Origin of the sequence: Hydrocarboniphaga sp. (genome assembly GCF_028291725.1) — a bacterium.
In the GTDB taxonomy this organism is placed as follows: Bacteria; Pseudomonadota; Gammaproteobacteria; order Nevskiales; family Nevskiaceae; genus Hydrocarboniphaga.
Genome location: NZ_JAQGNT010000045.1, coordinates 82,818 through 109,625, shown reverse-complemented (window position 1 = coordinate 109,625; position 26,808 = coordinate 82,818). Strand labels below are relative to the sequence as shown.

Annotated in this window: 21 protein-coding genes and 1 pseudogene; 17 read left to right on the top strand and 5 right to left on the bottom strand. The window is 62.6% G+C overall.

Features of this window, described 5'->3' with window-relative positions:
- The 7 genes and pseudogenes from JWQ90_RS13350 to JWQ90_RS13320 all read left to right on the top strand — a co-directional run.
- Positions 1-365, top strand: a pseudogene (locus JWQ90_RS13350) (hypothetical protein); the annotation flags it as partial.
- A gap of 237 nt (positions 366-602) precedes the next feature.
- Positions 603-1,805 carry a cytochrome P450 gene (locus JWQ90_RS13345; protein WP_299694783.1) on the top strand — a complete coding sequence of 401 codons (1,203 nt, stop codon included), beginning with the start codon at positions 603-605 and terminating at the stop codon, positions 1,803-1,805.
- Between the two features lie 32 nt (positions 1,806-1,837).
- Positions 1,838-2,158, top strand: coding sequence for a 2Fe-2S iron-sulfur cluster-binding protein (locus JWQ90_RS13340; protein WP_299694781.1), 321 nt, complete (start codon positions 1,838-1,840; stop codon positions 2,156-2,158).
- A 45-nt stretch (positions 2,159-2,203) separates the two neighbouring features.
- On the top strand, positions 2,204-3,718 hold the full coding sequence (locus tag JWQ90_RS13335; RefSeq protein ID WP_299694779.1) for an aldehyde dehydrogenase family protein: 1,515 nt from the start codon (positions 2,204-2,206) through the stop codon (positions 3,716-3,718).
- 2 nt (positions 3,719-3,720) lie between these two features.
- Entirely contained in the window at positions 3,721-4,566 is an 846-nt protein-coding gene (locus JWQ90_RS13330) for a hotdog domain-containing protein (RefSeq protein WP_299694777.1), read from the top strand.
- 46 nt (positions 4,567-4,612) lie between these two features.
- Entirely contained in the window at positions 4,613-6,730 is a 2,118-nt protein-coding gene (locus JWQ90_RS13325; protein WP_299694775.1) for an acetate--CoA ligase family protein, read from the top strand.
- Positions 6,727-8,475 (top strand): acyl-CoA dehydrogenase, encoded by a 1,749-nt coding sequence (locus tag JWQ90_RS13320; protein WP_299694773.1) that lies wholly within the window; start codon positions 6,727-6,729, stop codon positions 8,473-8,475. The genes JWQ90_RS13325 and JWQ90_RS13320 overlap by 4 nt, the downstream gene beginning before the upstream one ends.
- A gap of 19 nt (positions 8,476-8,494) precedes the next feature.
- Here JWQ90_RS13320 and JWQ90_RS13315 read toward each other — a convergent pair whose 3' ends face one another.
- A complete protein-coding gene (locus JWQ90_RS13315) occupies positions 8,495-8,815 on the bottom strand; it encodes a 2Fe-2S iron-sulfur cluster-binding protein (protein WP_299694770.1) in 321 nt (106 codons plus the stop codon).
- A 166-nt stretch (positions 8,816-8,981) separates the two neighbouring features.
- On the opposite strand from JWQ90_RS13315, the gene JWQ90_RS13310 reads away from it, so the two are divergent.
- The 5 genes from JWQ90_RS13310 to JWQ90_RS13290 all read left to right on the top strand — a co-directional run bounded on the left by JWQ90_RS13310 (position 8,982) and on the right by JWQ90_RS13290 (position 15,488).
- Positions 8,982-10,208 carry a cytochrome P450 gene (locus tag JWQ90_RS13310; protein WP_299694767.1) on the top strand — a complete coding sequence of 409 codons (1,227 nt, stop codon included), beginning with the start codon at positions 8,982-8,984 and terminating at the stop codon, positions 10,206-10,208.
- A 17-nt stretch (positions 10,209-10,225) separates the two neighbouring features.
- Complete coding sequence (locus tag JWQ90_RS13305) at positions 10,226-10,399, top strand: hypothetical protein (protein WP_299694764.1); 174 nt, start codon at positions 10,226-10,228, stop codon at positions 10,397-10,399.
- A 17-nt stretch (positions 10,400-10,416) separates the two neighbouring features.
- On the top strand, positions 10,417-11,547 hold the full coding sequence (locus JWQ90_RS13300) for an acyl-CoA dehydrogenase (RefSeq protein WP_299694761.1): 1,131 nt from the start codon (positions 10,417-10,419) through the stop codon (positions 11,545-11,547).
- On the top strand, positions 11,544-12,353 hold the full coding sequence (locus JWQ90_RS13295) for an enoyl-CoA hydratase-related protein (RefSeq protein ID WP_299694758.1): 810 nt from the start codon (positions 11,544-11,546) through the stop codon (positions 12,351-12,353). The genes JWQ90_RS13300 and JWQ90_RS13295 overlap by 4 nt, the downstream gene beginning before the upstream one ends.
- A 624-nt stretch (positions 12,354-12,977) precedes the next feature.
- Positions 12,978-15,488: a TonB-dependent receptor gene (locus JWQ90_RS13290; RefSeq protein WP_299694755.1), complete on the top strand. Its 2,511-nt coding sequence runs from the start codon at positions 12,978-12,980 to the stop codon at positions 15,486-15,488.
- A 14-nt stretch (positions 15,489-15,502) separates the two neighbouring features.
- Here JWQ90_RS13290 and JWQ90_RS13285 read toward each other — a convergent pair whose 3' ends face one another.
- Positions 15,503-16,171 (bottom strand): TetR/AcrR family transcriptional regulator, encoded by a 669-nt coding sequence (locus tag JWQ90_RS13285; protein WP_299694753.1) that lies wholly within the window; start codon positions 16,169-16,171, stop codon positions 15,503-15,505.
- A 127-nt stretch (positions 16,172-16,298) separates the two neighbouring features.
- Between JWQ90_RS13285 and JWQ90_RS13280 the strand changes: the two genes are divergently transcribed.
- Genes JWQ90_RS13280 through JWQ90_RS13260 form a run of 5 tightly spaced genes read left to right on the top strand, consistent with a single transcriptional unit; the run spans position 16,299 to position 22,070 of the window.
- Positions 16,299-17,522 (top strand): cytochrome P450, encoded by a 1,224-nt coding sequence (locus JWQ90_RS13280; RefSeq protein WP_299694750.1) that lies wholly within the window; start codon positions 16,299-16,301, stop codon positions 17,520-17,522.
- Between the two features lie 38 nt (positions 17,523-17,560).
- A complete protein-coding gene (locus tag JWQ90_RS13275) occupies positions 17,561-18,742 on the top strand; it encodes an aromatic ring-hydroxylating dioxygenase subunit alpha (protein WP_299694747.1) in 1,182 nt (393 codons plus the stop codon).
- A 20-nt stretch (positions 18,743-18,762) separates the two neighbouring features.
- Positions 18,763-19,713 (top strand): nitronate monooxygenase, encoded by a 951-nt coding sequence (locus tag JWQ90_RS13270; RefSeq protein WP_299694745.1) that lies wholly within the window; start codon positions 18,763-18,765, stop codon positions 19,711-19,713.
- Between the two features lie 19 nt (positions 19,714-19,732).
- Positions 19,733-20,494 carry an enoyl-CoA hydratase/isomerase family protein gene (locus JWQ90_RS13265; protein WP_299694742.1) on the top strand — a complete coding sequence of 254 codons (762 nt, stop codon included), beginning with the start codon at positions 19,733-19,735 and terminating at the stop codon, positions 20,492-20,494.
- Positions 20,495-20,519: 25 nt separating this feature from the next.
- Positions 20,520-22,070, top strand: coding sequence for a class I adenylate-forming enzyme family protein (locus JWQ90_RS13260; RefSeq protein WP_299694739.1), 1,551 nt, complete (start codon positions 20,520-20,522; stop codon positions 22,068-22,070).
- A 102-nt stretch (positions 22,071-22,172) separates the two neighbouring features.
- Here JWQ90_RS13260 and JWQ90_RS13255 read toward each other — a convergent pair whose 3' ends face one another.
- The 3 genes from JWQ90_RS13255 to JWQ90_RS13245 all read right to left on the bottom strand — a co-directional run bounded on the left by JWQ90_RS13255 (position 22,173) and on the right by JWQ90_RS13245 (position 26,765).
- Entirely contained in the window at positions 22,173-23,396 is a 1,224-nt protein-coding gene (locus JWQ90_RS13255) for an acyl-CoA dehydrogenase family protein (RefSeq protein WP_299694736.1), read from the bottom strand.
- 23 nt (positions 23,397-23,419) lie between these two features.
- Positions 23,420-25,753: an enoyl-CoA hydratase-related protein gene (locus tag JWQ90_RS13250; protein WP_299694733.1), complete on the bottom strand. Its 2,334-nt coding sequence runs from the start codon at positions 25,751-25,753 to the stop codon at positions 23,420-23,422.
- Positions 25,754-25,925: 172 nt separating this feature from the next.
- Positions 25,926-26,765, bottom strand: a complete 840-nt coding sequence (locus JWQ90_RS13245) for a TetR/AcrR family transcriptional regulator (RefSeq protein WP_299694730.1) — start codon at positions 26,763-26,765, stop codon at positions 25,926-25,928.
- Between the last annotated feature and the right edge of the window lie 43 nt (positions 26,766-26,808).

The following is a 26,808-nucleotide window of genomic DNA, read 5'->3' as shown; positions in this document are numbered from 1 at the left end:
ACGCCAGCCGCCATCAGCGGCTGAAAGAACTGGTAGCCAAGAAAATGACCGAGGACAAGGCGACGCTGGCCGAAGGCGAGAAGGCTGCCACCGCGCAAGCAACCGGCGACGCACTAATCAACACCGGATTGAACTACGTCGGCTACGGCCAGGCCGACAAGGGCATTCCGCTGATTGAGGCGGGCATCAAGAAAGGCGGTATCAAGCTGCTCGACCAGGCCAGGCTGCACCTGGGCTATGCGTACCTGGTGGGCGGTAAGAAGGATCAGGCACAGAAGACATGGGCGGGCGTGCAGGGCAACGACGGATCGCGTGATCTGGCGCGCTTATGGACTCTACAGGCGCGTGGTAAGCCTGCAGGCTGATCGGCGCGCACCTTCGCTCTTCACCTACGCTGAAACCGGCGGCGCCGAGGCGTTCGGCGAAGAGCTGATGCGAGCCGAATAAATACAGTTGACATTATTAGTATCGTGTAACATCGTCGACGGCAGATGTCGGGCGCCGCGGGCGCACCGACGCATACCCAAGGTGCTACGACTCGGCGCGAATCGATCGCGTGGAGACATCCGCGCCGAGGTGCGAGCAACAGCAAGGAGGGTCCGATGGGCAAGCAAACCGGTCAGCAGCTGGTCGAGAAATTCGATCACACCTCGCCTGAGCAGATGAACCAGCCGTACGCGATGTATCAGGCGTTCCGGAGCCAGTGTCCGGTCGGGCGCTCGGCGCAGCACGGCGGCTTTCATGTCGCCAGCCGTTACGAGACGGTCAAGAAAATATTCGAGGACTATTCATCGTTCTCATCAACGTCCGGCGTCGCCATTCCGGATCACCCGTACCGGATGTTTCCGATCGATCTGGATCCACCGCTGCAGGCAAAATTCCGCCGCATTCTGAATCGCAAGTTCACGATCGAATCGGTCGCGACCAAGCAGGCCGAGATCCAGGGCGCGATCGATCATCTGATCGACGGCTTCATTGCCACCGGCAAAGCCGACCTGGCTGCGCAACTGGTGCGGCCTCTGCTGCCGACCATTGTGCTGCCGTTGCTGGGCGCGCCGATAGAATCGCAGCAGCAGATCAGCGAGTGGATCGAGCTGATGACGCGCGGCCGCGCCAGCGACATCGAGGGAGTCGCCCGGGCAGGCGAGGCGATTGCCGGCGTGCTGATGACGCAGATCGCCAAGCGCCGCACGATGCCGCCGATCGACGACGTGCTCGGCATGCTGCTCGACTCACAGATCGACGGCAAACCTTTTACCGACGAAGACATCTACCGCACGCTGCTGATCATTCTGTTCGGCGGCCTGGATACCACCAGTGCGGTGATGCTGGAATCGTTGCTGTATCTGGCGCGCCATCCGGAAACGCGGCAGCGCCTGGTGTCGGGTGAACTGAGCTGGCCGACCGCGATCGAGGAGTTCATCCGCTATACCTCTCCAATCCAGGGTCTGCGCCGCACCGTCACAGGCGATGTCGAACTGGAAGGCGCTAGCCTGAAGAGCGGCGATCGCATTCTCGGTCTGCATGGCTCGGCCAATCGCGATGAAAGCGTGTTCCCGCAGGCCGATCAATGCCTGCTCGACCGCGCGCCGAATCCACACATCGCGTTTGGCGCCGGTGCGCATGTCTGTCTGGGCCGCAACCTGGCGCGCCTGGAAATCGAAATCCTTCTGAAAACCGTGCTGGCTCGTCTCGGCGACTACCGCGTCGCCGACGACTTCGAGCCGGAATATCTGGTCGGCGAAGCCCGTGGCATGAAGCAGTTGCTGGTCGATTTCACCCCGGGACTCAAGACCGGACAGTAGTCCAGCAAGCCACCATACAAGGTCCAAGCAGAATGATTCAGATCACCTATGTGGAACACAACGGCATCGAGCATCGCGTCGATCTTGCGATCGGCACCACACTGATGGACGGCGCCAAAGACAACATGATTCCGGGCATCGACGCGGATTGCGGCGGCGCCTGCGCCTGCGCCACCTGCCACGTATTTTTCGACGCGGCCGACAAGGTGAGAGTCGGCGAGCCGGGCAGCCAGGAGTCGGACATGCTCGAAGTGCTGGAGGAGCGCCACGACAGCTCGCGCCTGAGTTGCCAGGTGCGGGTCGCCGAGGCACTCGCCGGCCTGGTCGTCAAATTGCCTGCTAGCCAGCGCTAGCTGCCAACAGCAACTGCTGTGGCCGACATCGAAAGGAGAGATCAAATGGCGGAAGATGGCATGCCGGTATCGCAGGCGTACGACGCATCGCCGCAGCTGGCGGCACTGAACCAGCTGTTGACGCTGCAGCGCAATGCCTTCCTCAGCGAATATCCGGTCAGCCTGCAGACGCGCCAGGACCGGCTCGATCGGGCGCTGGCGATGCTGCTGAGCTTTCGCAAGCCGCTGCTCGACGCGGTGATGCAGGACTTCGCGCAGCGTGGCAACCAGTGGTCGCTGCTGACCGAAATCTTCGCGCCTGTACAGGTCTTCCAGTCCGCCCGCAAAAACCTGCGGCGCTGGATGCGACCGCAACGGCGATCTGCGCCGATGCCGTTCAATCTGTTTGGCGCGCGCGCCGAAATCCAGTATCAGCCGCTGGGTGTGGTCGGCATCATGGGGGCGTGGAACGCGCCGTTGAATCTGGTGCTGGTGCCGTTGGCGACGACGCTGGCCGCTGGCAACCGCGCGATGCTGTGCCCGTCGGACATGATGCCGGAGAGTGCGCGCGTGCTCGAAGAAGCGCTCGCTGCGTATTTCGATCGTAGTGAGATCGCGGTGGCGCGAGGTGGACTCGACGTCAGTAAGGCGTTCGCGCGCCTGCCGTTCGATCACCTGATGTTCACCGGCAGCCCACAGGTCGGCGCGCTCGTGATGGAAGCGGCGGCGCCGAACCTGACGCCGGTCACGCTCGAACTCGGCGGAAAATGTCCGGTGATCGTCGGCCCGGACGCCGATGTCGCCGAAGTCGCGCAACGTCTGATCAACACCAAGACCATGAACGGCGGCCAGGCCTGCCTGGCGCCGGATCTGCTGTACGTGCCCAAGCAGTCCGCAGATGCCTTCATCGCCGAACTCGACAAGGCGATGCACAAACTGTATCCGGGCTCGACACAGAACCCGAACTACTGCGGGCTGGTCAGCCCACGCTACTACCAGCGCCTGGCAGCGATCATCGAAGACGCTCGCGAGCTCGGGGCACAAGTGCTGAGCATCGGTGCCGACGCCAATGATGGGCCTATCAACGACGCAGCGCAGAATCGCCTTGCATTGCATCTGATCGTCAATCCGCCAGCAGACAGCCGTGCCGCCACCGAAGAGCTGTTCGGCCCGGTGTGGGTAATGACGACCTACGACGATGCGGAGCAGGTCTGCGCCAGCTTGCGCCGTATGCCCAAGCCGCTGGGTCTATACGTTTTCTCAAAGAACAAGCGCTTCAGCCAGTACGTGCTCGACCGCACTTTCTCCGGTGGAGTGACGCTGAACGATGCGATGTTCCACTACAGCGTGCCCGATCTGCCTTTTGGCGGTATCGGCCGCAGCGGCATGGGTGCCTACAGTTTCGGCATCGAGGGTTTCCGTCGCTTCAGCCACGCGCGCTCGGTATACAAACAGGGCGGTCCGCAGTCGCTGATGCGCGTGATGCTGCCGCCCTACGGCAAGTTGTTCGACATGATGGTTCGCGGCGGCCTCGACAAGCTCGCCAAGAAGCAGACGGCGATGCCGTCGTCTCGGCGCTGAAGATGTCCGCCGACGCCAGCGTTGGCGCAATGATGGCCGCGAGCCCGCCCTGCGTTGAACTCGGCATGCTGGCCGAGCGCGGCGATCTTGGCGGCTGTGTGCTGCGACTGCCCGCCAACGCTCATCTGGCTAATCGCGATGGTGATCTGCACAGCGGCGCGATCAGCATTCTGGTGGACACCGCGGCTGGCCTGCTGGCCAGCCTGCATTTCGGTGACAACGCGACCTTGGATCTGCGCGTGGATCACCTGCGCGATGTCGCGGCCGACAGCGAGCTGATCGCCAGCGCGCATTGCGTCGGAGGCCGCGCGCCTTACCTGGCGGTGCAGACCGATATCCGAGTTGCAGGCGACTCGCAGCTGGTGGCGACATCGATCGGAAACTTCATTCAGCTAAGGCGCGGGGGCGAGCAGGGCGCGCTGCCCGAACGCGACAACCTGCAGCCGCAGCGTCCCGAGGTCGCCGGTACCGATGCGTTCTGCAACTGGCTCAACATCGGCATCGATGCGTCGGCCGATGGCGTGCCCCTGTATCGGCTGCCGTTCTCGTCGCGCGTGGTCAGCAACTGGGAGCTGATGCAGGCGCACGGCGGCGTCATCGGTGCCTACCTGGAGGCGGTCGCGCAGCTGTATCTGCGCCAGCGGCTCGGGCGTCGGTTGAAGACGATCAATATAACGACGAACTACCTGCGCCTGTCGGGGCCATCGCCGCTGTGGGCGCGGGTGTCGGCGACGCGGCTGGGCGGACGAATCGCGGCGCTGCGCGTCGACGCCTGGCAGGCCGATGCGGCACTACCGACCGCGCAGCTGTTCGGACACTTTCAGATCACTGATCACATCATCGACTAGCAAACGATCGCGGCGGCGCGCCGCGATCATCACGGAGCCGCGCAACATGTCGCACCCGCTGGACTCATTCTTCAAGCCGCGCTCGATCGCGTTCATCGGTGCTACCGAACGCTCAATCTGGACGCGCGCTGCGCGCGTTAACGTCAAAGTGCTGAACTACGAAGGCAAGCTTCATTACGTAAACCGCCGCGGCGGCGAAGTGCTGGGCAAGGTGGCCGCGACGTCGGCAACCGCGATTGGCGAGCCCGTGGATCTGGCGCTGCTGATGGTGCCGTCCGAGTTTCTGATCGACACCTTGCCCGACCTGCAGAGCGCCGGCATTCGCAATGCGGTGGTGCTGAGTTCGGGTTTCGCCGAGGCAGGTGCCGGCGGTCAGCTGCAGCAACAGATGCTGCTGGACGCGGCGCGCAGCGCCGGTATTCGGCTGCTCGGTCCCAACTGCCTCGGCTTCGTCAATTTCGTCGATCGCATTCCGGTGTGGACCGTGCCGATTCGCGGGCCGGTGCTGCCGGGGCGTTTTGCGATCGTGTCACAGAGCGGTGCGCTCGCCGGCCAGATGTCGTACTTCGTGCAATGGCAGGGGCTGGGCCTGAGCTACATGGTCTCCACCGGCAACGAGGCCGATATCGACGTCGCCCAAGTTATCGATTATCTGGTCGACGATCCGGCGACCCAGGCAATCGCACTGTTCATGGAGACGGTGCGCGATGCAGCGGGCTTCGGCCGCGCTGCCGAGCGCGCGCTACAGGCTGGCAAACCCATCGTCGTGCTGAAGATCGGCACCAGCGAAGTCACCGCCAAGGCGGCGCAGGCGCACACCGGCTCCCTGGTCGGCGACGACCGCGTATTCGACGCGGCTTGTCGCCGTTATGGCCTGGTGCGCGTGAAGACGCTGGAGCAGCTGATCGTGACCACCGAATTGATGGCACGCACGGGCCCGCTGCGTGAAGGCGGCCTCGGCGTGCTGTCGATGTCCGGCGGTATGTGCGAGATCGCGGCCGACGATGCCGAAGCGCTGGGCATGCCGCTGCCGGAACTGTCGACGGCCACGGTCGAGAAACTACGCGCAGCCTTGCCGGATTTCGGCACGCCGCACAATCCGCTGGACATCACCGGCGCGGCGATGCTGAAGCCAGAGCTGTACGAGCAGGCGATTGACGCGATGTCCTCCGACCCAGTCTTTGCGGCAGTGCTGGCCGTGGCGGACGCGCCGTCGGACACCTATGACGACGGGAAATTCAGTCGCGTCATCGTCGAGCACGTCGCCGCCGGACAGAAGCGCAGCGTCTTGCCGAGCCTGGCGGTCAGCCATGTGATGCGGCCGGCGACCGCCGTCACCCAGGAAGTGATCGCCGCGACCGGCGTCAACTATCTGCCCTGCGGCCTGCATCAGGCGGTGCTTGGTTTCGCTGCGGCGTCGCGCTGGTCGCGGCGCCAGCGCCAGGGTGTAGCGAAGATGCCGGCGATCGAGCCCGCCACGCAGCGCCCGCAGTCCGAGCAGCAGGCGCTGGAATTTCTCGCCACGCGCGGCGTGCCAGTGATACCGACCCGCATCGTCAACAGTCGCGAGGCGGCGATCGAGGCAGCGCGCGCGATCGGCGAGCCGGTTGTGCTGAAGATCGCCTCGCCCGATATCGCGCACAAGACCGATATCGGCGGTGTGGTGTTGAGGCTATCAGGCGACGCCGCGGTCGGCGAAGCTTACGAGCGCATCCTCGCCAGCGTGATGAAGGCGCAGCCCGGGGCGCGTATCGACGGTATCGTGGTGTTGCCGATGCGCGGCCAGGGAGTCGAGCTTTTCGTCGGCACGATGCGCGATCCGCGCTGGGGTGCCGCGATCGCGGTTGGACTCGGCGGCATCTGGGTCGAAGCCTTGCAGGACACCAGCCTGCGCCTTTTGCCTGTCACCGTGACCGACGTCGAAGAGATGCTCGGCGAGCTGCGCGGCAGCAAGTTGCTGGATGGCTTCCGCGGTGCGCCGGCGATCGATCGCAAGGCCGTCGCCACCGTCGTTGCCGCGATCGGCGACGCCGCGCTGGCGCTCGGCCCGCAACTGGTGTCGCTGGAGATCAATCCTATTCTGGTCAGCGGCAGCCGAGTCGAAGCGCTGGACGCACTGGCGATCTGGGACGAGGCGCCGGCTTCGGTATCCGCCACGCAATGACGCTGTATTCACCCCCGCTGCGTCACATCGGCTTCGTGCTGCACGAGGTCATGGACGTAGAGCGCACGCTGGCGGCATTGCCACCGTACGCTGGTGTCGATCGTGCGCTGATCGATCGTGTCGCGACCGAGGCCGGCGCCTTCGCCGCCAGGGTACTGGCGCCGACCCGCATGTCGGGGGACAGGGGTTGCCGGCTGATCGATGGTCGCGTGCTGCTGCCGCCCGGCCATGTCGAGGCCTATCGCGCTTTTGTCGACACTGGCTGGGCGGGTCTAGCCTGCGAGGAAGGCCACGGCGGACAGGGGCTGCCGATGCTGTTGCATAGCGTGCTGCTCGAAGTACTGAACTCGGCAAATCCCGCCTGGAGCATGTTCCCGGGTATCGCCCACGGCGCCTACGATTGCCTGCGCGCACATGCCTCGGACGAACTGAAGGCGCGGTATCTACCGCCGATCGCTTCCGGCAAATGGACCACCAGCATGTGCCTGACCGAGGCCCAGGCCGGCAGCGATCTGGGCCTGGTGCGGACCAAGGCCGAACCGGCTGCGGGCGGTGCGTATCAGATCAGCGGCGCCAAGATATTTATCTCCGGCGGCGATCACGATGCCGCCGAGAACATCGTGCATCTGGTGCTGGCGCGCACGCCGGACGCGCCGGCCGGTACGCGCGGGCTGTCGCTGTTCCTGGTTCCGCGCCGTCTGCCGCAAGGCGATGGTCTGAACCCTGCGATCAACGGCATCAGCGTGGTCGGGCTCGAGCACAAGATGGGCATTCGGGCCAGCGCCACCTGCGCGCTGCAGTTCGAAGGCGCGCTCGGCTGGCTGATCGGCGAAGCCGGCGGCGGCTTGGCCTGCATGTTCGTCATGATGAATGCGGCGCGTCTCGGCGTCGGTCTGCAGGCGCTGGGTGCCTCGGAGCTGGCGTATCAATATTCCCTGGACTACGCGCGCCAGCGCCGCCAGGGGCGTGTCGGTACATCCGGCGATGCGCAGCCGCTGCTGGTGCACGGCGATATTCGCAGAATGCTGCTGACGCAGAAGGCCTGGACCGAGGGCGCGCGACTGCTCAGCTACTGGCTGGCAATCCAACTCGATATCGAAAACGCGCATCCTGATGCGGCGCAGCGTGCCGAGGCGGCGCTGGCCCTATCAATGCTGACACCGGTGGCGAAAGCTTTTCTGTCGGACAACGCGCTGGAGGTCGCCAGTCTGGCAGTGCAGATCTACGGCGGCCACGGCTACATTGTCGAGCACGGCGTCGAGCAGATGCTCCGCGACGTTCGCGTTTTTTCCTTGTACGAAGGCAGCAACGGCATTCAGGCGCTGGATCTGCTGGGCCGCAAGGTGCTCGCCGACGGCGGCCAAAAACTTCAGCTTCTACTTACCCGAATGCTGCAAACCGTCGAAGTCGTCGGCAGCTCGGTAACAATCGCCGCGATGAGCGCGCAGCTGGCCGCGCTGATCGCGGCCTTGCAGGAGCTGCTGCGCAGCGGGCTGCCGGGCGCAACTTCGGTCGGGGCCGTCGCCGCGCATTTTCTTCGCGCTCTCGGCCACGCTGTCATGGCCTGGCGATTCATCGAGGCAGCGCAGCGCGCACCGCTGTCCGATGCAGGCCGCAGTTGCGTTGCGACCGCGGAATTCTATTTTGCGCAGCTGTTCCCCGAGAGCTTCTATCGCCTCGCCGCGATGCGTGGCGGCGAGGGCTGCCTCGCACTACCCGACGAGGTTTTGTTTGCCGATGACTAGCGCCGACGCCAGCACCGAATCAGCGCTGCGCCGACGGAATCAGCGCGACCAGGCCCTGCAGTTGTTCGCTGACAGGGATCTGGCAGGACAGCCGTGCGTCGGGGTGCGGCTGCGGCACGCATTCCAGCAGCGCTTGTTCCATGTCGGAGATCGGGGGAAGCCGGTCCCGCCACTGCGGAGCGATATGCACATGGCAGGTGCCGCAGACCATGGAGCCGCCGCAGTCGGCGTCGATGCCGGGAATGCCGGCGGCCACCGCCGCGTTCATCAGCGACTGCTTGGCAGCGGCTTCCAAAGGAAACTGCTGGCCGTTCCGGGTCTGGAAAACGAGATGGACCATGGCTATTACCTAATATTTATAGACGACTGCTTTTCGATTTCGCCGACGTCTGATGTGCGCTCGACCGCCGACATTCCATAATCTAATTGTATTATATTTATCGCGGTCGCCGACGCAAAAACCGGCCACGCAAAAACACGACATCACTACGTTCGAGGAACCCCTCATGCAGACACAGGCCCCCACCGGAGTTCCGGATCACGTCGCATCGGAGCGCGTGTTCGACTTCGACATGTACGAAGACGCCGCGCTGAAAAAGGATCTGCACGCCTCGTATTCACGGCTGCAGCGTGAGGCGCCGAACGGCATCTTCTACACGCCGCGTAACGGCGGTCACTGGATGGTGACGCGGCTCGACCTGATGGCCGAAGTGGTCAAGGACTTCGAGCACTTTTCGGCGCGGGAATCGCAGATTCCGCGTATCGATAATCCGCCGCTGATGATCCCGTTGAATCTCGATCCGCCGGAGCACATGTGGTACCGCGGCGCGCTCGCACCGTTTTTTGGCCCCAAGTCGGTGGCGGCGATGGAAGCGGATCTGAAAGTTTTCGCGAAAAGCATCGTCGCCGACGTCGCCAAGCGCGGCGAATGCGACTTCGTCAAGGACGTCGCCGCGCCGTTTCCGGTGACCGTCTTCATGCGCATGATGGGCTTGCCCACCGAGCGCTTCGATGATTTCCGCGCGCTGGCCGAAGGATTCTTCCGCGCCGTCGGTACCACCGAAATCGGCGCCGCTTCGCAGGCGATCGTGCAGGAACTGGCCGGCGTGGTGGGTTCGCGCGCTGGCGGCGCCAAGGCCAGCGGCGAGAGCGACCTGATCTCGATCATGATGGACGCCAAGATCAATGGCGAACCGATCCAGTTCGAAAAGTTGGTCGCGATGCTGTTCCTGCTGTTCCTCGGAGGCCTGGACACCGTCACCAATGCGCTGACGTTCTCGACACGTTACCTCGCCACCGACAAGGCCTTGCAGGCGCGTCTGCGCAGTGAACCGGAGTTGCTGGCGCCGTTCGTGGAAGAGTCGATCCGACTGTACGGCGTGGTCAATACGCCGCGCCTGGTCACCAAGGACTGCGAGCGTTTCGGGGTGAAGTTCCGTGCCGGCGACATGCTGCTGTGCGCGCTGCCAATGGCGGGTTGGGACGACAGCAAGAACGATGATCCCGCGAAGTTCGATATCGATCGCAAGATCCGCTCGCACCTGACGTTTTCCACCGGGCCGCATCTGTGCATCGGCCACTTCCTGGCGCGTACCGAGCTGCGCATCCTGTACAAGGAGTGGATCGAGCAGGTCGGCGAGTTCTCTCTGGCCGAGGGCTACGAGCCGAGCTACCGCGCCGGTATGGTGATGTCATTGGAATCGCTGAAACTGAAGTGGACGCCCAAGAGCTGAGCGGGCACAGGCGCTGAATGATCCGCTTCGATTTCCCCGGTAAGCAGGTGTTCGTCACCGGCGGTGGTGGCATCGGCATGACCAACGCCCGTGTCGCCGGGTGCTATCTGAAGTACGCGCGCGTTGCCGAGATGCTGCACGGCAAGGCCGCAGCGATGGCGAATCGCTACGCTCGTCTCAGAAGTTTCTGAGCGCAAAGGAAGCTTCCTTGGACTTCAGCTTCACCACCGAACAGCAGTTGCTGCGCGATAGTCTGCAGTCATTTCTGCGCGCGCAGTATCGTTTCGACATGCGATCTGCCGTGCTGTGCTCGGATAGCGGCTGGCGGCCTGAGCTGTGGCGCGAACTCGGTGAACTCGGCGTACTCGGAGCCGCGCTGCCGGAACGCATCGGCGGCAGTGGCGGCGGCGCGGTCGAGACGATGATCGTCATGGAGGAGCTGGGCCGGGCGCTGGTGGTCGAGCCGTATCTGGAGTCGGTGGTGCTCACGGCCGGCCTGCTGGCGTGCATCCGCAGCGAACGCGCCGATGCGCTGGCCACCGCCATCGCCAGCGGCGAATCCGTTGCGACACTAGCGTGGAGCGAACCGGCGACGCGCTTCGGCTTCGATCGCGCATCGACGACGACCGCGACGCGCAGCGGCGATGGCTGGCGCCTGCAGGGCCACAAGGCGATGGTGATCGCAGCATCCTGGGCGTCAACCTTGCTGGTGACCGCCAGGATCGGAGGCGAGGGCATCGCGCTGTTCGCGGTCGACTGCAGAACGCCGGGCATCACGGCGCATCACTATCCGACGGTCGACGGCCGTCGCGCCGCCGATCTGCATTTCGATCAGGTGCTGCTGCCCAGATGCGCGCTGATGGCCGAGCCCGGCATCGCGCAGCCCCTGTTGCAAAGGTTCGGCGATGTAGCGATCGCCGCGCAATCTGCCGAAGCGGTCGGCGTTATGCACCGGCTCTTCGACGACACCGTCGACTACGCGCGCCAGCGCAAGCAGTTCGGTCAGACCATCGGCAGCTTTCAGGTTGTGCAACACCGTCTGGTCGACATGTATCTGCAGATCGAGATGGCGGTATCGGCGAGCTACCGCGTGACCCTGTCGCTGGATGCGGACGACAGGGAGCGCGGGCTTGCCGCCTCCACCGCCAAGGTCACGGTCGCCGAAGCCTGCCGGTTCATCGGCCAGAACGCGGTGCAACTACATGGCGGTATCGGCATGACCGAAGAGCTGCCGGTCGGCAGCTACTTCAAGCGGGCGACGATGATCGAGCACGAATTCGGCAGCGTCGATCAGCACCTGGCTCGCCATGCGCGGCTGGAGCGGAGCGCCGCCGCGTGAGCAACGACCTGGTCCAGGTCGACCGTCCTATAGAAGGCGTCGTAAGGCTGAGCCTGAATCGTCCGGAGGCTTTGAACGCTTTCACGTTCGACATGTACACGCAGCTCATCGCATGCCTGCGTGCACTGCGCAACGACGCCGAGGCGCGCGTGGTGATCCTGACCGGCCGCGGCCGCGGCTTCTGCAGCGGCCACGATCTGCGCATCGACGGCCATGCGCCGTGGATAGACGAGCGCGTCGGTAGGCTGCACTACAAGAAATTCTTCATGGCCGAAGTCAGCCAGATTCCGCTGCTGATGCGCAGCCTGCCGCAGCCGGTGATCTGCGCCGTCAACGGGCCGGCCGCCGGTGTCGGGTTCGCGCTCGCGCTGGCCGCCGACTTGCTGCTGTGCGCGCGTTCGGCCAAATTCATCAATGCCATACACAATGCGGCAACCGGCCACGAATTCGGCCTGAGCTACCTGCTGCCGCGTATCGTCGGCGCGCAGCGCGCCGCCGAAATTCTGTACACCGCGCGCCCGGTATCTTCGGATGAGGCCGAGCGCATCGGCCTGGTACTGCGTGCGGTCGACGACGCGCTGCTGATGGACGCGAGCTTGGAGCTGGCGCGCAGCATCATCGTCAACGTGCCGATGGGTGTGTGGATGACCAAGCAGTCGCTGGTTTTCAACCAGAGTGCCGGTAGCCTGGAGGCCGCGATCGAGATGGAGAACCGCGCGGTGATCGTGTCGCAGACCACGGCCGACGCCAGCGAGAAGATGCAGGCATTCTTCGAGCGCCGCGCACCACGCTTCGAGCAGAAGTAAGTCGCTTTGGTCGGTCGGCAATCCTTTGCCGACGCCAGGCCTCGATTGCGCATCGGGCTTTTCATGTCGGCAAAGGATTGCCGACCTACAACTGACGCCTTTGAGGCTCTGCAGCATCGATTCTCTCCTCCTGTGCGCGCCAGCGGCTAGGCCGGCCTCGATCTCAGCACGGTACAATAGTAAAAATATGTAACACACAACAATTAGACCGATTTCGTTTTCTTAAGTGCCAACGAGATTGGAGTCTAGCAAGGCAAGTGCAATCTACCGCGCGAGTGCCCGCACTCCGGTTGACGTTGCTGCGGTAGGCTCCGTCCGATCGGCCAGTGGCGACCAATTTGGAAAGATTTCACCGGCTGTAGCATTGCTGCTTGCCACCAGAGCGGAGACGATTTAGGCGGCATCCCAGGGTGCCTGATCTTCTTTTCGGCCTGCGCTACGACTACACAAACCCCACACCGGACCGAAGATTGGTTCGTATATTTTCTCACGGTTCATGACAATATTGTAGTTTTGTCACTTCCGATATAGGATATTGCGGCGCATGGGTAGATCCCGTGCGAACCAATTAGAACCCGACAACAAGTTAGTTGTTGTCATGCGGTCGATAGAGGAGGAGAGACGATGCGGATCGGCATTCTTTGCGCCATGCTTTCGGCTGGGCTGTTATCAACTGCCGACGCTTCGGAGGTAAGCACTGCGGGGGTGGATTCCCAAGCCCCCGCGTCCGAAGCCCCAGCGCCTGAGGTCCCTGGGCCCGAAGCCCTGGCGCGTGAAGCCGAAGCTGCCGAGACTGTTCCCGTTATTCCAGTTGAGACAGCAATTGCTGACGAACCCACAATCGAACGAACGCCGAGTTCCGCCAACCGTTTTGTCGAAGAAATAGTCGTTACGGCTCAGAAGCGTGAGGAGAAGCTACAGGACGTCCCGATCGCAATCACCTCGTTCTCCGCCGACGCCCTCGAGGCTCGCGGGATCTCCGATCCAAAGGGTCTGGCCGCTGCGACACCCGGCATGACCTATTCGGACTTGAACAACTACTCCATCATCTATCTGCGCGGGGTAGGCACCGAGGTCTTTGTGCCCTCGGCCGATACCAGTGTCGCCACCTATCTCGACGGAATTTATCTGCCATTCAATTTCAGCTTGGCCCAGGACTTCGTGCCGCTGCAGAGAATCGAGGTCCTGAAGGGCCCGCAGGGCACGCTATTCGGCAGGAACTCGACCGGCGGCGCTATCAGCATCGTGACCAAGGACATTCCCGAAGAGTTTTCAGGAAAATTGTCCGGAGAGGCCACCAGTCTTGATGAGTACAGTACGAAGGCCTACATCGGTGGCCATCCGGTCGACTCGATCGGCGTCAGCCTGGCCGCGATCTATAGCAACAAGGAGCAGTACAACCATGTGACCGACGAGTCGGTCGTGCGCAGCCTGTACCACGAGGTGACAAAAGCCGCAAATTTGAAACTCCGCTGGGAGCCAACAACCGATCTCTCGCTTCAGCTCAATGCGTTGTTCGTCAACCAGTTCGGCGGCGGTGGCTTCATCAACACGGCGCAGGACCCAAAGCCTCTGGGCAAAGCAGTTGGCGTGAGAGCCTTGGGTCCTTACGAGGTGGAAGACAACGTAAAACCTACCAACGATGTCACAAACCGGCTTTATTATGGTGTGTTTGCCTGGAGGCCCGATTGGTTCGACGTCAAGCTGCTGGGTAGCCATCAGCAGGTGGAAGCCAGCGGGCTATACGACTACGACGCATCCAAGCAGCCCACAGTCCTATTCGCTCCTGACTACCAATTTGCAAAGATCACGACTTCCGAATTGCAGCTGCTGTCCAAGCCCGGCGGGTTGGTTCCCGATTCCTTAACGGTCACCGCGGGCCTTTACTACTTCAAACAATCCGCTGGCTACGACCCTATAAGACTGGTTGTCTTGGATCCCGCCTCGCTAGGCGCCTTGGTGGGAAATGTGACCAATCCCAATGTAGGCACCGCAGCCCAGGCTATCATCGATGGCGTACTGGCCCCGTTGAGCGCGCTGGGCTTGCCGATTCCGGTGGGTGGTGCGTCGCTGGCGGTTTCGGGAGTCGTCGACACCAAGGCTTATGCAGCTTATAGCCAGTTCACATGGAGGCCCCTCGAGAGCTTCGACAAGACGATTCTCGACCGCAGCGATTTCTTCGGCATCACCGTCGGCGGGCGATACCAGGATGAAAACCGCGGACGCGTGAAATCGACCACCGGCTTGGTCACTGCGACGGGCGTTCTGCCGGTGCTGAATTTCGGTGAGGCGCATGCCATCAACCGGACATTCTCGCCCAAGATCAGTCTTGAGGTAAAACCGTCGGACGACCAATTGTTCTACTTCACGGCGCAAAGAGGCGACAAGAGCGGCACGTACAACCCGGTCGCGATTTACTCGCCGCCTACTTATGTGAAGCCCGAAAAACTTCAATCTTTCGAATTGGGAAATAAGGGGGCATTTTTCGACCGCACCGTCAAATACGGTATCGCCGCATTCGACACCCGCATCGAGGACCTGCAGACGCTCATCATCTCGCTGCAAAGTGGAGGCACAGTAGGATTGTCGAATGCGGCATCGGCACGGATTCGCGGTTTCGACTTCGACACGAGCTGGCAGATGCTGCCGGAAACGCTTCCGGGCCTGGTCGCCACACTTAGTGGCGCCTATCTCCACGGCATTTACGGGTCGTTCCCGAACGCCAGTGGCTTCGACGAAACTACTGGCCTGTTCTTTGGCCCAGGTTCCCTGACCCTTCAACCAGGCCGCGACTTCAGCGGGAACAGAATTACCCGAACTCCTAAATGGACAATTAACACCGGTCTCTCGTACTCCTTCGAAGCCCCTGGAGGTCCAATTGAAATCGCCGCTGATTATTACTACAACTCTGGATACTTTTACGACACCCAGAACACCGTCAATCAGAAAGCCTACGGACTTACCAATGCTCGGGTTAGCTACTTGTATGAGCCGTGGAACCTGCGAATCCAGGTTTTTGTCAGAAATCTGACTGACACGCAGTATTACTACAACCGCTTTCCCAACGATTTTTCTACCAATTCCTACTATGCACCGCCGCGCTCATATGGCCTGTCCCTGAGTTGGGAGTTTTAGAATCTGTCCCTCAATCACTGGAATTCGGCTGGAAAGTCCAGTTTTAGTCTCTCCAGATCAAACAGGCTGGGTAGCATCTGGTTCGTGATGAGCTGCCTCAGCATGTCGACGTTCAGACCTAGCAGTGTTCCTCGGCTGATGCTGATGAAAAGAAACATCGTAATCCACAACAGAAGCTCGTCGAATTTGACCTGGGGACGCAGATATCCCGCCTCTTTCCACCGATACAGCGTCGGCAGCCATTGCTCCGACATCGCGTCCAGCATGGCGCGGTCGCTACCCGGAACTTTGGACATCAGTTCGGCGCCGATATCGCTGACGATGATCTGCGTAGAAGGGTGCCGACGCGCACTAACGACGCCTTGCACCAGCGCCTCGGTCATCGCCTTTGGAGGATAAGAATATTGTCGCAATAGCGGGGTCAACATCCGGGTGTGATCACGAATTTCCCTGACCAATACCTCGACCGCCAGATGATGGCGCGAAGGAAAGTATCGATACATGGTTTGCCTCGCCATGCGTGCGGCTTTCGCAATGGTGTCCATCGACGTCCCATCGATCCCCGAGCGCTGGAAGCATTCGATCGCTGCGTTGACGATCCGGTCTTCGACGCGGATATCGCGGGTGAAGGGAACGTTGGTGACCTTTGGCATTGGATCGACGGTGGATTCGAGTTCGGTCACTTTAACGCAGTAGATCGCTCCGATGCATAAAAGAAAGTGCAATCCGTTCGAGACAAAAATTGATATTTGTCACATCCCTATATAAGATTAGCAACCGTACTCAGGCGGCACTTCGTTGGAGCCAAAGATGAACTCAGCGCCTCCCGATTCTTTCAGCTTCAACCCACTTTCTCCCCACCTGAGGGTGGATCCTTATCTGGACTATGCTCATTTGCGTCACCGGGAGCCCGTCTATTTCTGCAAGGAACTGGGCGTCTGGATTCTGACGTCCTATCCTCACGTTGCGCAGTTTCTGGGCGAAGGCGAACGCCTGCAGTTGCAGTACGTGAGTGCCCAGACCGCGCGTATGGGCTTGCAGGTTCTCGAAGAGCCTTACTTCAAGGCGCTGCGCAAGATGATCGTGGTGCTGGACAACCCGGACCACGATCGGATTCGCAGCCTATTCAATCAGGCCTTTGGCCCCAAGCAAATTTCCGCGTTGCGTTCCGCCATCGAGCGCGGCGCCGACGAGATCATCGACGGCTTCATCGACCGGCGTGAAGGCGATCTGGTTGCGGAGTTCTGCTTCAAGTTCCCCGTTCGCGTGATCGGCGACATGCTCGGAATACCGGCAAAGGATCACGATCGCATCGGCGACATTGCCTATGCGTTGAATGCGGTCTTCGAATGGCTGCCGATGTCGCCGGATACCCTGCAGAAGGTCAACGATTCGGTCGAGAAGCTGACCGAGTATTTCCGCGAGCTGCAGGAATACCGGCGACGCGAGCCCGGTCCGGACCTGTTCTCGGCGCTGGTGAAATGTGCCGATCAGGACAAGGGCATCAGCGATGAGGAACTCATATCCAATGCGATCCTGATCTACATCGCCGGGCACGAGACCTCTGCCGGAGCCCTGAGCCTCGGGCTTCTGGCCCTGCATCGCAACCCCGATGAACTGCAACGTTTGCGCGACAACCCGTCCCTGGTCACGACCGCGGTACCCGAACTGATGCGCTACGACGCCTCCGGCCAAGCCACCGGCCGCATCGCGATGGCCGATATCCAATTCGGCGACATTTCGATTCCGGCAGGTTCCTTCGTGATCGGCTACATCGGCGCCGCCAATCGCGATGCCAGCGTCTATCCGGAGCCGGATCGTCTGGACCTCGGCCGCAAGCCAACGGCGAGGCTGCTGAACTTTGGCGGGGGCGGCCATTTCTGCCTGGGCAACATGCTGGCGCGCATGGAGCTTGAGGTTGCTTATACGCATTTGTTGCGTCGCCTTCCCGATCTGCAGCTGAAGACCTTGGATCCGCCGTTTCGTGAAACGGCTTTGATGCGCGGTGTTGCGCGGCTTGACGCCCGCTGGTAGCCCAGGCATCGGCGTACCAAGAATTTACGGAGTCTTAAATGAAGTTCACCGCCGAAAAAAATCGCGACTACACGACGCGACTGCGTCAGCATATTGACAACAAGACCACCGATCTGGCCGACGCCGTGGTCGAATTCGACCCTAAGATCTACAGCGATCCCAAGCTGGCAGAGCTGGAGTTCGCGAACATCTTCCAGAAGATGCCGGTGTTGGCCTGTCATGGTTCACAGATTGCCAATCCCGGCGATTTCATCGTCGTGCAGCTGGCACGAACCAGTGCGGTCATCACGCGCGGGCCGGACGGCCAGGTCAGCGCGTTCATGAATGTCTGCCGTCACCGCGGAGCGAAGCTCGTTTTCGAGCCCAGCGGCAATACGCCTCTGTTCCGCTGTCGTTATCACGCCTGGGCCTATTCCAGCGACGATGGCGCCCTGAAGGCGATGCCGCAGCGCCAGTCCTTCGGCATGGAACCCTGCCCGCAGCGCGACCTGATTCGGCTTCCGGTCGAAGAATTCCACGGGCTCGTCTGGGTGCTGGAAAACCCGCAGGGCCAGCTCGATATCCGCTCGTTTCTCGGCCCGAGCTTCTGCCAGTTCTTCGAAGATTACGGCGTGGCGGGCTATCACTACGCCCGCAGCACCGAGCTGCACGTCGAGCTGAACTGGAAAGCCGGCATGGACGGCTACATGGACGTTTATCACTTGAACATCCTCCACGCCAACAGCATCGGGCCTTATCTCCACGGCGGCATCATGGCCTTCGATCCGATCGGGCAGCACGCGCGCTGGTGTGTCCCACGCAAGAAGCTCGACAAGGTGCAGGCCGAGGAGCTGCCGACCCTGGACGCCTTCCGCTATGTGATCGGTGGGCACCTGGTGTTCCCCAATCTGGAGATCACCATCGAGCCGAATCATCTCGAATTCGTTTCCTTCACTCCGCATCCGACCGATACCACCAAATCGATCTATCGCGTGTTGTTCCTGACACCCGACAAGGTCGAAACACCGGAGCAGGAAGCCACGATCGAACGTAGCTGGCAGATCCTGATGTCGGCAGTGCGCGATGAAGACCTCCCGATCGGCGAGGCCGTACAGGCAGGCACCGCGACGCCACAGATGGGCACGCTGCTGCTGGGCCGCAACGAGATCGCCAACCAGTTCTTCTATAGGCAGTACGAGCGCGCCGTCGGCATCCCCGTGCTGCGGCCGGCCAAGCTCTGACCGGTCCGGAAATCGATCCCATGCAGTCGACCTGGGCCCGGCGTTTGCGGCTGCCGCTGATCGCGGCGCCGATGTTCCGCGTGTCCGGCCCCGGACTGGTTTCGGCGGCCTGCATCAACGGCGTCATCGGCGCGTTTCCAACGGCCAATTGCCGATCCATGGACGAACTGGACGCATGGCTGGCACAAATACGATTGAACCTGCAGCAGGCACAGGATCGCAGTGGCGTCGAGCCGGCCCCGTTTTGCCCCAACCTGATCATGCGGCGTGACAATCTGCGGCAGGAGCTGGCCTGCCTGGTGCGCCATCGCGTCGAGATGGTCATCACCAGCGTCGGCAGCCCGGCACCCGCCGTGCGGCAGCTGCACGATATCGGATGCACGGTGTTCGCCGATGTGGCCTCGGTTCGTCATGCAGAGAAGGCGCTGGCCTCGGGAGCGGACGGCCTGATCCTGCTGACCGCGGGCGCCGGAGGCCAGACCGGTTGGGCCAACGGATTCGCCTTCGCCCGTGCGGTTCGCGCCTTCTTCAATGGTCCCCTGGTTCTTGCCGGCGGCATCAGTGACGGCTACGCGCTGCGAGCGGCGCGCGTCCTGGGATGCGACTTGGCCTACATGGGCACGCGGTTCATTGCGACGACCGAGAGCCTTGCCTCCGATGGCTACAAGCAGATGCTGCTGAGTGGATCGCTGGATGATGTGCAGCTGACTTCCGCATTCACCGGCTTGCCGACGAACATGCTGCGCCCGTCGATCGTGGCCTGCGGCCTGGATCCGGAAAAGTTGTCGGAGGGGACGTCCGCGCAGATCGCCGCCGAGATGTACGGCAGTGGCGCATCGGCGGAAGGCCCGCGACGATGGACGGATCTTTGGAGTGCGGGGCACAGCGTTGCGGGCGTCGATTCGATCCGAAGCGTCGAAGATCTGGTACGGATCGTCGAGCAGCAATACCAGGCCGCAACACCCGAATGACGAAGCCGGAGAGACATCGATGAACGAGGAACTGCTGCTCGAGCGGCCGGCGGAAGGCGTGGCGCTAATCACGTTGAACCGGCCCGCCGTCCGCAATGCGATCACCACCACGCTGCAACGCCATCTCGGCGCAATGCTGCGGCTGCTCAAAACCGATCGCGAGGTCCGCGCGATCGTCATCACCGGTGCCGGAGAAAAAGCCTTCAGCGCCGGTTACGACGTCAAGGAGCTTGAGTCTTATGACGAAGATCGCATGCTCGTCAACTATGTCGAGCGTCAGAACCTGATGGGCGAAGTGGCGTTCTACTCGAAGCCGATGGTCGGCGCCATCAACGGCGTCGCGCACGGGGGCGGTGCGATCCTGGCGTCGGTGCTCGATATCCGCGTCGGTTGCAGCCGCACGGATTTCCGCTTCACCGCGGCTGCCTACGCCGGCGTCAACAATACCTGGCAGTTGCCGCAGATCGTCGGCCACGCGAAGGCGCTCGAATTCACGATGACCAGCCGGCGCATCGGTGCCGATGAATCGCTGCAGGCGGGCCTGCTGAATCACGTGGTCGCCGACGATCAGGTACTGGCGAAATCGATCGAGATCGCGTCGCTGATCGCGTCCAATCCCGCTGCGGCCGTTTGCGGGCACAAGGCGATGATCCAGGCCAACGTCGGGCGCAGTTACCCGGACGCCTACGCGGCCGAGAATGCGCTGATGAACGGTCCGCTGCGGCCAGGCCGGCCCGGCAAGTTGTTTGAGGCCTTCCTTGCAGAACACCCCCAACGTTGACCCACTTGCAACCGGATCTTGCCGCATGAATCTTGGCCGCTTTTCGGATTATTGGGCGCGGTTCCGCGCCGACAGCCCGGCCCTGCAGCACAAGGGCGTAGTCATGACCTGGGCACAACTCGATCGGGCCGCCGATACCGTGGCCGCGAGCTTGATCAGGCTTGGCGTCATGCCGGGTGATCGCGTGGGCTGCATGTTGCCGAACTCGATGGAATGGGCCATCACGCTGATCGCGACCTTGAAGGCAGGCGCGATCATCGTTCCTCTCAATACCCGCTACGGCGAACATGAACTGCGGCAGATCGCGGCGCAGGTATCGGTCAAGTTGGTCGTGACGCTGCCATCGCTGATCGGCAAACTCGGCGCCGAACAGGCGGATCTTCAATCCGACTGCGACGAAGTGAGCCTATACACGGTCGACAGGCCCGGCGTGCCGCCAATGCGCTGGAAGCAAGCAGTGGCGAGCTTTACGGGACCGGTGCTGACATCCGTCGCATCGGACGATGCCGCCGCGCTTTGCTTCACCTCGGGCTCCACTGGCCTGCCCAAAGGCGTCGTACTGACTCACCAGAACATCCAGACCTTCGCGCTGGGTCAGATCACTGCGCTGGAATGGACCAGCGATGAGCGGGTGCTGATGCTGGCGCCGTTCGCGTTCACGGGCGGCGTGATCAGCGTGTTTATGCCGGCCTATATCGTCGGAGGCTGCATCTATATCGAGGAGGGGCTGGACGCCGAACGGGCCCTGCACCTGTTCGTGACCGAAGGCATCACCTGCTTGGCCGGCGTGCCGGTGCTGTTCGAGCGCATCGCCGCCTGCAAGGGGTTTGCGGACGCCGATATCCGCAAGCTGCGCACGTCGATGATCGGCGGCGCTCCGGTGCCGGAGGCTCTGCTGCAGACCTGGCTCACCAAAGGCGTGCTGCTGCGACAGGTCTACGGCTGCAGCGAAGGTTGTGGATTGATCGCGGTTCCGAACGCGGACGTCGCGCGTCGCAAGCCATGGAGCTGCGGCTGGCCGCTGCAGTCAATCGACCTGAAGCTCTGCCGTGACGACGGCACGGCGTGTGCGCCGAACGAGGCCGGCGAAATCCAGATTCGCGGTCAGCAGGTGATGCAGGGCTATTGGCAAAACGACGACGCCAATCGGAGCGCCTGGAACGACGGGTGGTTTCAGACTGGCGACATGGGCATCGTCGACGACGAGGGCCATCTGCAGGTAGTCGACCGCAAGAAGAACATGCTGATCAGCGGCGGCGTCAACGTCTACCCGGCGGAAGTCGAACGCGCGATGGGAGAACTACTGGGGCTATCCGAGGTGCTGGTTTTCGGCCGGCCCGACGAGCGCTGGGGCGAGCGCGTAGTGGCCGCCGTGCATGGTCCTGCGACGCTGGACCCCGAGACCCTGCTGAAGGAGAGCCGGCGGCTGCTGGGCGATTACAAGGCGCCCCGCGAAATCATTCTCAGCCCCAAGCCGCTGCCGAGAACCACCACCGGAAAATTGCCCCGGCACGATCTCGATGCGCTTTATCGATCCTTGCACGACTGTCCGCGCGCGATAGCTGGCGGCAAGTAGGGCTGGCGCGTCGGCTATTTCACGAGAACTTCAAGTTCGATCCTGGACCTCGACTGTCGCCCCACAGCAGGCCCTACATTGGATTCAAAGCCAAGCCCGCGTCTACAGGCCGAGCGCGGCTTTCGCCAGGATGTTGCGCTGGATTTCGTTGGAGCCGGCGTAGATCGTGCCGGCCCGGTCGTTGAGGTAGCGCAGCGGTGCCAGCGCGGCCGGCAGCGGGCCTACGGTCTGTCCCTTGCCATGTGCGAGCACGACATCACCTCCCGCACGCAGCTGCTGCGGCTGATAGGCGCGGCCGTAATGGCCGGCGGCTTCCAGCGCCAGCTCGGTCACATGCTGGCTCAGCTCGGTACCCAGGGTTTTCATGACTGAAGCGGCGAGGCCGGGCGAAGCGCCGCTCGATATTGCTGACAGCGCACGCAGTTCGTAGATCTCCAGAGTCGAAGCGCGCATGCGCGCGCTCGCGAGCTTGTGCGCAAACGCCGGCTCGTCGATCAGCCATTCGCCGTCATCGCCCGGCACCGTTGCGGCGAAGGCGCGTAGCTCGTCGATGCGGAGCTGCAGCTCCGGCGCGGCAGCCAGATTGCTGCGCTCGAATTCGAGCTGGAACTTGGCAATGCTCCAGCCGCCGCCTATGGAGCCGAGCACGTTCTTCTTCGGAATGCGCACCTGGTCGAAGAACACCTGGTTCTGGATATGCTCGCCGGACGACATCACGATCGGTCGCACGCTGACACCAGGGCTGTGCATGTCGATCAGCACGAAAGTGATGCCCTGCTGCTGCTTTGACTCCGTGGATGTGCGCACCAGGCCGAACATCCAGTTGGCGACGTGCGCATGCGTGGTCCAGATCTTCGAGCCGCTGCAAACCAGGTCATCACCGTCGTCGATCGCCGGCATCTGTAGCGAGGCGAGGTCGGAGCCGGAACCCGGTTCCGAGTAGCCCTGGCACCACAGGATATCGCCGCTCAGCGTTCGTGGCAGAAAATAGGCTTTCTGTTCGTCCGTTCCGTACGCGATCAGCGAGGGACCGATCATGTGAATGCCGAAAGGTGGATGAGGCGCGCCAGCGGCAAGGCGTTCGCGCGTGAACAGATAGCGCTGGACCACGCTCCAGTCACAGCCGCCGTATTCCTTTGCCCACATCGGCGCCCCCCAGCCGCGAGCGGCCAGCTTTTTCTGCAGCGCGATCGAGGCATGGTGGTCGGCGTAGACGCTGGTCATGCGCTGACCGGCCTGGCGCAGATCACCATCCATTTCGCAGTCGAAGAAAGCTCGTACTTCCTGCTGAAAGGCGAGGTCATCGGCACTCCAGATCAGATCCATTTTGCGGCTCCTGCTCGTCTGCATTATTCGCTTTTCCATCGCGGTGCGCGCTTCTGCGCGAACGCCATCGGCCCTTCGCGAAAATCTGATGACCGGAACAGCGCGCGTGCGGCCGGATAAGTCATCTGGTTTTCGTAGGCTATGGCCAGCGTCGGTTCGTCGAGACCGCGCTGCACGATCTCTTTGGAGGCGCGGATCGACATCGGACTGCAGGCCGCAATCTCGCCGGCCCAGCGCCTAGCCTCCTGCATCAGGTTTTCGGGTGCGGTCACCTGGTTGACGAAGCCCAGCTCCAGGCCTTCCTCTGCCGATACGCTGCGGCCGGTCAGTATCAGGCTCATCGCGCGCTTGATGCCGATCTGCTGAGGCAGGCGCAGCAGGCCACCGGCCACCGCGGCGACGCCGACTTTCGGCTCGGGCAGTGCGAACTTCGCGTTGCTCGATGCGATGATCAGGTCACAAGCCAAGGCGATTTCGAAACCGCCGCCCATCGCGATGCCGTTGACCGCCGCGATCACCGGCTTGTTCAGGCTGTGGCGGTTGGTCAGGCCGGCGAAGCCTTTCGCCGGTGGCTCGATGCTGGCTCCGCACGCCATCGCCTTGGCCATGTACTTCAGATCATTGCCGGAGGAAAACGCGCGGTCGCCGGCGCCGGTGATGATCGCGACCCATTGCTCGGAGTCGGACTCGAACTCGTCGAAAATTTCCGCCAGTTCGGCATTGCTGTCCGGATGCAGCGAATTCATCGCCTCGGGTCGATTGATCGTGACGATGGTCAGCGGACCTTCGCGCTCGACTTTGCAGAACTGGCGCTCAATGCGCTGGCGGTCGCGTGGCGCGGCGCCGGCTTCCCATACCGGCAGATTGAAGGTGTCGATCCGCACCTGTCCTTCTGATCCGACCGCAGAGCGCTCATTGCTAGCCAGCAACTGCAGGCTTGCGGCGTCACGCGTCGGTACGCGCGCCATCACGCGCTCGCCGGCCGGATTGCGCGCGACGACCACGCCCTGCAGCGGCTCGCCATCGCGCCCATACAGGATCGTATAAGTCTCGACCGTGGCCGGGCCATGATAGCCGGCGTCGGCCAGCGGCGGCACGATATCGCGATTCTGATCGGCGACGTCCTGCACCGAATAGTCAGCAGCGAGCGCCGTCTCCGGCGGCTGCGTACTGACGATTAGCGCGTGATGCTTGTTGACGAAGCCGCCCTGGCCATAGAGCAGGCCGATCTCGGACGGATGTTCGCGCAGCGTGCGCACCATTGCGCAGACGGCATGCGTCATGTAGTTGTTCAGCGGTCCGCCAAAGAAGCTCAGGCCGCCGGTGACTGTCGGCGCGTGCTGTTTCGGATCCAGGCCGAGCGTACGCAGCGCCATCTTCGGCACCACCGGGAAGCAGCTATACAGCTCCAGGCGATCGAAGCGGCGAGCATCGCCGCCCACCATGTCGACGACCTTTTTCAACACCGCGCTCTGCGCGCTGCTGCGATCGTAGCGGTCGCGCTTCAGATAGTCTTCCGGTTCCTTCGCGCTGGCACCGCCCCAGATATGGATCAGCCGGTTCTCCGGTATGCCCGCCTTGCGAGCCTGCGCGAGGCTGGTGACGATCACCGCCGCCGCCTGGTTGACCATCGGATTGGCGACCATGAATTTCGGGTAGGGCCAGTTGATCAGCCGGTTCTGCTCCGACACGGTCGCGATCGCATCGGCCGAGGGCGCACTGCGAATCCAGGCGTGAGTATTGTCCGCGGCGACGCCGGCGAACTGCGCCCAGAGCTGCGCTGATTCCCGCTGCGCTTCGACCGGCGACTGTTGCCACGCCGCCTGAGTCGCCATTTCGTACAGGGGGTAAATCTGCGCCGGATCGGTCACGCCGATCTGCCTTGCGATTGGGCTGGTCTCGAAGCTGCTCGACGGAAAGCGCACCGCGTCCTGTTTTGACGCCAGCGGCGTCCAGGCAGGCTTCACGCCTTCCTTTCGCGAGCGCGTCACCGCATGCATCGCTTCACCGCCGACGATTGCCGCCGTCGTCAGCTCACCCTGGCTGATGCGCACCGCCGCTTCATGGATGAGCCGGATCGGTGTTTCGCCGCCCATGCTGGCATTGACGCGGCGCGCCGGCTGGATGCCGAGCCGCTCGCACAGCAGGTTCACCGGATCGCGGTAGCGCCAGGAAACCAGGCCGATCAGTTCCAGCGATTCGACCTGCTGCAACAGCGTGCCACCGCTATCGGCATCGGCGGCTCGCAGTGCCTGCGCCATCAGGGCCACCGGCTCCAGTGCGTCGGCCGCTCGCTCGGGTCGATCGACGAATTCACCGATGCCGACGATCACCGCTGTGGTCTCGGGCGCTGCCATGCATCTCTCCTGTGCGGCTTTAGCTGATGTCGGCCCGGAAAAAGCGGGTAGGTCCAGAACGCGACATCGGAATGTCGTGGCGAAGGAATTCGAGCCTATGATTATTAGATAATCTTAGCCGTGGCCCTTGCCGGCGACAAGCAAGCATGCGTCACCGGCATGCATGCTCGCGTTATCGGGTCTTGCCGGAGCGCTTCGTGCCGGATTTGCCTGTAGAAGCACGGGTTGATGCAGCTCGCCCGGGCGTAGCGGCGATCTTGCGTTTGCCGGCGATCTTCTCCACGGCGCCGCTTTGACCAGCAGCCGGCTCGACAGTGAAGCCAGAGATCAGCCGCCGGATCGAGTCGACGAACATGCCTTCGCTACTGAGCTGATTCGCCTTCACCGCAGCCGCCAGATCCGGTAGCTGCACTGGGTCGACCGCCGGCATCGGCTCGATGCCGCGCGCCATACTGCTGGCCTCGAACAGCGCCGAGCCGAAAGTCAGTTTCTCCAGGCCCTCAATGAGAGTGAGGCGCTGATCCGGTGGTAGTGAAAACTGGCCGGCCCAGTAGTCGTAGGCCCCCAGTAGCTGATACCGGGGGAAGAACTGCAGCAGCAGCAGCGCCGCATTGGGGTGGGCGAGAATCGAGCGCCGGGTGCGGAGGCTCACCTCGACTGCACGATCCCTCCAGTCGTCGCCGGTCGACGCCGGGATGCGGACGTCGAGCAGGAGCAGGCGCGCCACCTCGGCCAGGATCTCGGCCTTGTCATGGAAATGGTGATACAGCGACGGTGCTTTTACACCGAGACGCTTGGCGATCAGCTCCAGGCTGAGTACGTCTAGCCCGCGCTCGTCGATCAGCTTGAGCGCCGCGCGTGCCGCGCTCTCGCGCGAAATGAGTGCCTTCGCTGGCCTGCCCACGGATAGTCCTGTATTGAGAAACCGCAGCGCGCCCCGGCCTCTGCCGGTCGGCGTTACCAGCGTAATGCAGCAGCCTAACGCAAGAAGCTGCCACTGCTGAAGCTCCAAGCCACCATCGTGCCGGACGACAGGTCCGCTTGCCCGGCAAGCG